Annotated in this window: 7 protein-coding genes; all 7 read left to right on the forward strand. The window is 71.4% G+C overall.

Annotated elements, in window-relative coordinates:
- Window positions 1–664, forward strand: a 664-nt coding sequence (locus NCC78_RS26585) for a gluconeogenesis factor YvcK family protein (protein WP_250797894.1), incomplete at its 5' end; no start/stop codon positions are given.
- A gap of 54 nt (window positions 665–718) precedes the next feature.
- Window positions 719–1,699 carry a DNA-binding protein WhiA gene (gene whiA / locus NCC78_RS26590; protein ID WP_250797895.1) on the forward strand — a complete coding sequence of 327 codons (981 nt, stop codon included), beginning with the start codon at window positions 719–721 and terminating at the stop codon, window positions 1,697–1,699.
- A gap of 263 nt (window positions 1,700–1,962) precedes the next feature.
- Complete coding sequence (gap, locus tag NCC78_RS26595; protein ID WP_250797896.1) at window positions 1,963–2,967, forward strand: type I glyceraldehyde-3-phosphate dehydrogenase; 1,005 nt, start codon at window positions 1,963–1,965, stop codon at window positions 2,965–2,967.
- Entirely contained in the window at window positions 2,964–4,163 is a 1,200-nt protein-coding gene (locus NCC78_RS26600; protein WP_250797898.1) for a phosphoglycerate kinase, read from the forward strand. The genes gap and NCC78_RS26600 overlap by 4 nt, the downstream gene beginning before the upstream one ends.
- Entirely contained in the window at window positions 4,163–4,954 is a 792-nt protein-coding gene (gene tpiA / locus NCC78_RS26605) for a triose-phosphate isomerase (protein ID WP_250797899.1), read from the forward strand. Before NCC78_RS26600 ends, tpiA begins: the two co-directional genes overlap by 1 nt.
- A gap of 95 nt (window positions 4,955–5,049) precedes the next feature.
- The gene (gene secG, locus NCC78_RS26610) at window positions 5,050–5,313 is read left to right on the forward strand and encodes a preprotein translocase subunit SecG (RefSeq protein WP_250797901.1); all 264 of its coding nucleotides are present in this window, start codon (window positions 5,050–5,052) and stop codon (window positions 5,311–5,313) included.
- A 141-nt stretch (window positions 5,314–5,454) separates the two neighbouring features.
- A partial coding sequence (locus NCC78_RS26615; RefSeq protein ID WP_250797902.1) for an RNA polymerase-binding protein RbpA occupies window positions 5,455–5,728 on the forward strand: 274 nt, incomplete at its 3' end.

Genomic DNA, 5,728 nt, shown 5'->3' on the forward strand with positions numbered 1-5,728 from the left:
CAACCTGGTGCTCTGCGGGCTGATGGAGCTGCTCGGCGACCCGGTGGCCGCCCTGGAGCACGCCGGCGCGATGCTCGGCACGGTGGGTCGGGTACTGCCGATGTCCTGCGAGCCGGTCGGCATCGAGGCGCGGGTACGCGGCGCCGACCCGGAGCGGCCGGACGAGGTGCTCACCCTCCGGGGCCAGCACCAGGTGGCGGTCACCGCGGGCCGGGTGGAGTCGCTGCGGCTCACCCCGCAGGCCCCGGCCGCCTGCCCCGAGGCGGTCGACGCGATCGACGCGGCCGACTGGCTCATCTTCGGGCCGGGCAGCTGGTACACCAGCGTGCTGCCGCACCTGCTCGTGCCCGAGCTGGCCGCCGCGATCGTGGCGAGCCCGGCCCGGCGGCTGGTCACGCTGAACCTCGCGGCCGAGAAGGAGACGCTCGGGCTCTCCGCGGCGGACCACCTGGCCGCCCTGCGCTGGTACCTGCCGGAGCTCAAGGTCGACCAGGTGCTGGCCGACTGCAAGGCGGTGGGTGACCCCGAACCGGTCGAACGTGCGGCAGAATCGCTGGGTGCCCGACTGGTCCTCGCTCCCGTCGCGGTCACCGACGGCACTCCTCGTCATGATCCGGCCGCCCTGGGCGCCGCACTGGTGCCTGTCCTGGGTGCCGATCGTTAGACACGTACGTAATCTCCGGCGACACGCCGGAACCGGTCCGTGAGGGGACGCACAATGGCGATGACGGCTGCGGTCAAGGACGAGCTGAGTCGGGTCGACGTGCCCAAGCCCTGCTGTCGGCGGGCGGAGATGGCGGCGTTGCTGCGCTTCGCCGGCGGGCTGCACATCGTCTCCGGCCGGGTGGTCGTGGAGGCCGAACTCGACACCGGGGCGGTGGCCCGACGGCTGCGACGGGAGATCGCCGAGGTCTACGGCTACCCGAGCGAGATCCACGTGCTCGCCTCCGGCGGCCTGCGCAAGGGCAGCCACTTCATCGTGCGGGTGGTCAAGGACGGCGAGGCGTTGGCCCGGCAGACCGGGCTGCTCGACGTCCGGGGCCGGCCGGTGCGCGGGCTGCCGCCGCACGTGGTGGCGGCGAACGTCTGCTGCGCGGTGTCGGCGTGGCGGGGCGCGTTCATGGCGCACGGCTCGTTGACCGAGCCCGGCCGCTCCAGCGCACTGGAGATCACCTGTCCCGGCCCGGAGTCCGCCCTGGCGCTGGTCGGCGCGGCCCGCCGGATCGGCATCACGGCCAAGAACCGTGAGGTGCGCGGCGTGGACCGGGTGGTGGTCAAGGACGGCGACGCGATCGCCGCGCTGCTCACCCGGGTGGGAGCCCACTCCAGCGTGCTGGCCTGGGAGGAGCGCCGGGTGCGCCGCGAGGTCCGGGCGACCGCGAACCGGTTGGCCAACTTCGACGACGCCAACCTGCGCCGCTCGGCGCGTGCCGCGGTGGCCGCCGCCGCCCGGGTCACCCGCGCGCTGGAGATCCTCGCCGACGAGGCCCCCAACCACCTCACCGACGCCGGTCGGCTGCGGCTGGAGCACCGGCAGGCCTCGCTGGAGGAGCTGGGCGCGCTGGCCGAGCCGCCGCTGACCAAGGACGCCATCGCCGGGCGGATCCGGCGGCTGCTGGCGCTGGCCGACAAGCGGGCCCGGGACCTGGGCATCCCGGATACCGAAGCGGCCGTCACGCCCGACATGCTCGTGGTCTGATAGGACGGTGGGGTCGCACGGTGCGAGCGGGATCACCACCCGCCGCAGCGCGGCGCCACACGCTCGGATAAGGTCGCTGCGTACGGCAAGGGGGCCGGCACTGGCACTCCTGCCGTGCTCACCGCCTCCGGCGGTCAGGTCCTCCAAGACCGCGGCGGGGTGGCCGAGATGAACCGTCAACGGCCGGCTCCAACGGTCGGCGCACACACCTCCGCCGGCCCGGGTCTGACGCCGGCGGACCAGAACGCGAGGAGATGGGACCTGTGACCATCCGGGTTGGCATCAACGGCTTCGGCCGGATCGGCCGTAACTTCTTCCGGGCAGTGCTGGCGTCCGGCGCTGACATCGAGGTTGTGGCGGTCAACGACCTGACCGACAACGCGACGCTCGCCCACCTGCTCAAGTACGACAGCATCCTGGGTCGCCTCCCGCACGAGGTGAAGGCCACGGCCGACGAGATCACCGTGGGCGGCAAGACCATCAAGGCGTACGCCGAGAAGGACCCGGCGAAGCTGCCGTGGGGCGAGGTCGGCGCGGACGTGGTCATCGAGTCCACCGGCTTCTTCACCGACGCCACCAAGGCCAAGGCGCACATCGACGGTGGGGCCAAGAAGGTCATCATCTCCGCCCCGGCGAAGAACGAGGACGTCACGGTCGTCATGGGCGTCAACCACGACCAGTACGACCCGGCCAAGCACTCGATCATCTCGAACGCGTCCTGCACCACCAACTGCCTCGCCCCGATGGCGAAGGTCCTGCACGACACGTTCGGCATCCAGCACGGTCTGATGACGACGATCCACGCGTACACCCAGGACCAGAACCTCCAGGACGCGCCGCACAAGGACCTGCGTCGGGCCCGGGCCGCCGCGCTGAACATCGTGCCGACCTCCACCGGCGCCGCGAAGGCGATCGGCCTGGTGCTGCCGGAGCTCAAGGGCAAGCTGGACGGCTACGCGCTGCGCGTGCCGATCCCGACCGGCTCGACCACCGACCTCACCGTCAACGTGGGTCGGGAGACCAGCGTGGACGAGGTCAACGCCGCGCTGAAGGCCGCCGCCGAGGGCCCGCTCAAGGGCATCCTGGTCTACAACGAGGACCCGATCGTCTCCTCCGACATCGTCACTGACCCGGCGTCGTGCATCTTCGACGCGCCGCTGACCAAGGTGGTCGGCAACCAGGTCAAGGTCGTCGGCTGGTACGACAACGAGTGGGGCTACTCCAACCGCCTGGTCGACCTGGTCAAGCTGGTGGGTCAGTCGCTGTGAGCATCCGTACCCTCGACGACCTGCTCGGCGAGGGGGTGTCGGGTCGGCGCGTGCTGGTGCGCGCCGACCTGAACGTCCCGCTCGACAAGCAGACCGGAGCGATCACGGACGACGGCCGCATCCGGGCCGTGCTGCCGACGCTGAAGGCGCTGGTCGAGGCCGGCGCGAAGGTGGTCGTCTTCTCCCACCTGGGCCGCCCGAAGGGCGCGCCGGACCCGCAGTTCAGCCTCCGCCCGGTCGCCGGGCGGCTGGGCGAGCTGCTCGGCGCGCCGGTGCACTTCGCCGAGGACACCGTCGGCGACTCGGCGCGGTCGACTGTGGAGGGTCTGGCCGACGGCCAGGTCGCCCTGCTGGAGAACCTGCGCTTCAACAAGGGGGAGACCAGCAAGGACGAGGCCGAGCGGGGCGCCTTCGCCGACCAGCTCGCGGCGTTCGGCGACGCCTACGTCGACGACGCCTTCGGCGCGGTGCACCGCAAGCACGCCAGCGTGTACGACGTGCCGGCCCGCCTGCCGCGCTTCGCCGGCCGGCTGGTGCTACGCGAGGTGGAGGTCCTCTCCAAGCTCACCGGCGAGCCGGAGCGCCCGTACGTGGTGGTGCTCGGCGGCTCGAAGGTCTCCGACAAGCTGGCGGTGATCGAGGCGCTGCTGCCGACGGTCGACCGGCTGCTCATCGGCGGCGGGATGTGTTTCACCTTCCTCAAGGCCCAGGGCCACGAGGTGGGCTCCTCGCTGCTGGAGCAGGAGATGGTCGAGACCTGCGGCAACCTGCTGGAGCGCTCCGGCGGCAAGATCATGCTCCCGGTCGACGTGGTGGTCGCGGACGCGTTCGCCCCGGACGCCGCGCACGACACCGTGCCGGCAGACGGCATCCCCAGCAAGCGGGTCGGGCTCGACATCGGCCCGAAGACGATCGCCGGGTTCGCCGCCGCCCTCAAGGACGCGCGGACGATCTTCTGGAACGGCCCGATGGGCGTGTTCGAGATGGCGGCGTTCGCCCACGGCACCCGCGGTGTCGCCGAGGCGATCGCGAAGGCCGACGCGTTCACGGTGGTCGGTGGCGGTGACTCGGCGGCGGCGGTGCGCTCGCTCGGGCTGGACGAGTCCGCTTTCGGCCACATCTCCACCGGCGGTGGCGCCTCCCTGGAATACCTGGAGGGCAAGACCCTCCCCGGCATCGCGGCCCTGGAGAACTGATGGCGAGCGTCACCCGCCGGCCGCTGATGGCCGGCAACTGGAAGATGAACTGCAACCACCTCGAGGCCAACCTGCTGCTGCAGAAGCTGGCGGCCAGCCTCAACGAGAAGCAGCTCACCGAGGTGGAGACGGTGGTCCTGCCGCCGTTCACCGACCTGCGTACGGTGCAGACCGCCGTCGACGGCGACAAGCTGCTGATCGGCTACGGCGCGCAGGACCTGTCGCCGCACGCGTCGGGGGCCTACACCGGGGACATCTCCGGCCCGATGCTGGCCAAGCTGGGCTGCTCGTACGTGGTGGTCGGCCACTCCGAGCGGCGGGCCTACCACCACGAGGACGACGCGGTCGTCAACGCCAAGGTGCACGCCGCGCTGACCCACGGGCTCACCCCCATCCTCTGCGTGGGGGAGGGGGTGGACATCCGGGAGCAGGGCACCCACGTGGCGCACTGCCGCGACCAGCTCGACGGCGCCCTGAAGGGGCTCACCGCCGAGCAGGCGACCAAGGTCGTGATCGCGTACGAGCCGGTCTGGGCGATCGGCACCGGCAAGACGGCCACCCCGGAGGACGCCCAGGAGGTGTGCGCAGCGGTCCGCAAGCGCCTGGCCGAGCGCTTCGACCCGGGCACCGCGGAGAAGGTCCGGATCCTCTACGGCGGCTCGGTGAAGTCGTCCAACATCGCGGCGATCATGGCGAAACCGGACGTGGACGGGGCCCTGGTAGGCGGTGCCAGCCTGGACGCCGAGGAGTTCGCGAAGATCTGCCGGTTCCCGGAGCACATCGCCCGCTAATCGCTCGCTATCCTTGACTCCGCCCGTCCGTCGGTCGGTGCCACCGTGCCCGATCTGCCCGGGCGAGGATCGTTACGAGAGGACTGACCCCAGCCATGCCGATCTGGTTCGCATACACGTTGATCGTGTTGCTGGTCATCACGAGCATCATTCTCACCATGCTGATCCTGCTGCACCGCGGTAAGGGTGGCGGGTTGTCGAGCATGTTCGGCGGTGGGGTCAGCTCCAGCCTGGCCGGGTCGTCGGTGGCCGAGAAGAACCTCGACCGCTACACCGTCCTGGTGGGCATCGTCTGGTTCGCCTGCATCGTCGGGCTCGGGCTGTGGCTGCGGCTCCAGCTCAACACCGTCAGCGGCTGATCCGCCCGGAGCCGAGTCGTACAATCTGCGCGCGGTCCGTCACCTGACGGGCCGCGCGCAGTTCGTTTCATCCGCTGCACCGCGTCGCCCGCCGCCACCTGACCGCGGCGGTTCCCCTCCCGACGACAGGAGCGAGCAGCCGTGCCGAGTGGCAACGTCATCCGGGGCTCCCGGATCGGGTCCGGACCCCTCCGCCCCACCGAGCGCTACCAGCCGGCCCCGTGCCGGGCGGTCACCTACTGGTGCCGCAACGACCACCGCACCGAGATCCGGATCGCCGCCGAGGCGGAGGCCCCGCCGCTGTGGGACTGCCCGCGCTGCGGCCTGCCCGCCGGCCAGGACGCGCAGAACCCGCCGGGCCGGGCCCGGCTGGAGCCCTACAAGACCCACCTGGCGTACGTCAAGGAGCGGCGTA

The sequence above is a fragment of the Micromonospora phytophila genome (genome assembly GCF_023656545.1).
GTDB lineage: Bacteria > Actinomycetota > Actinomycetes > Mycobacteriales > Micromonosporaceae > Micromonospora > Micromonospora phytophila.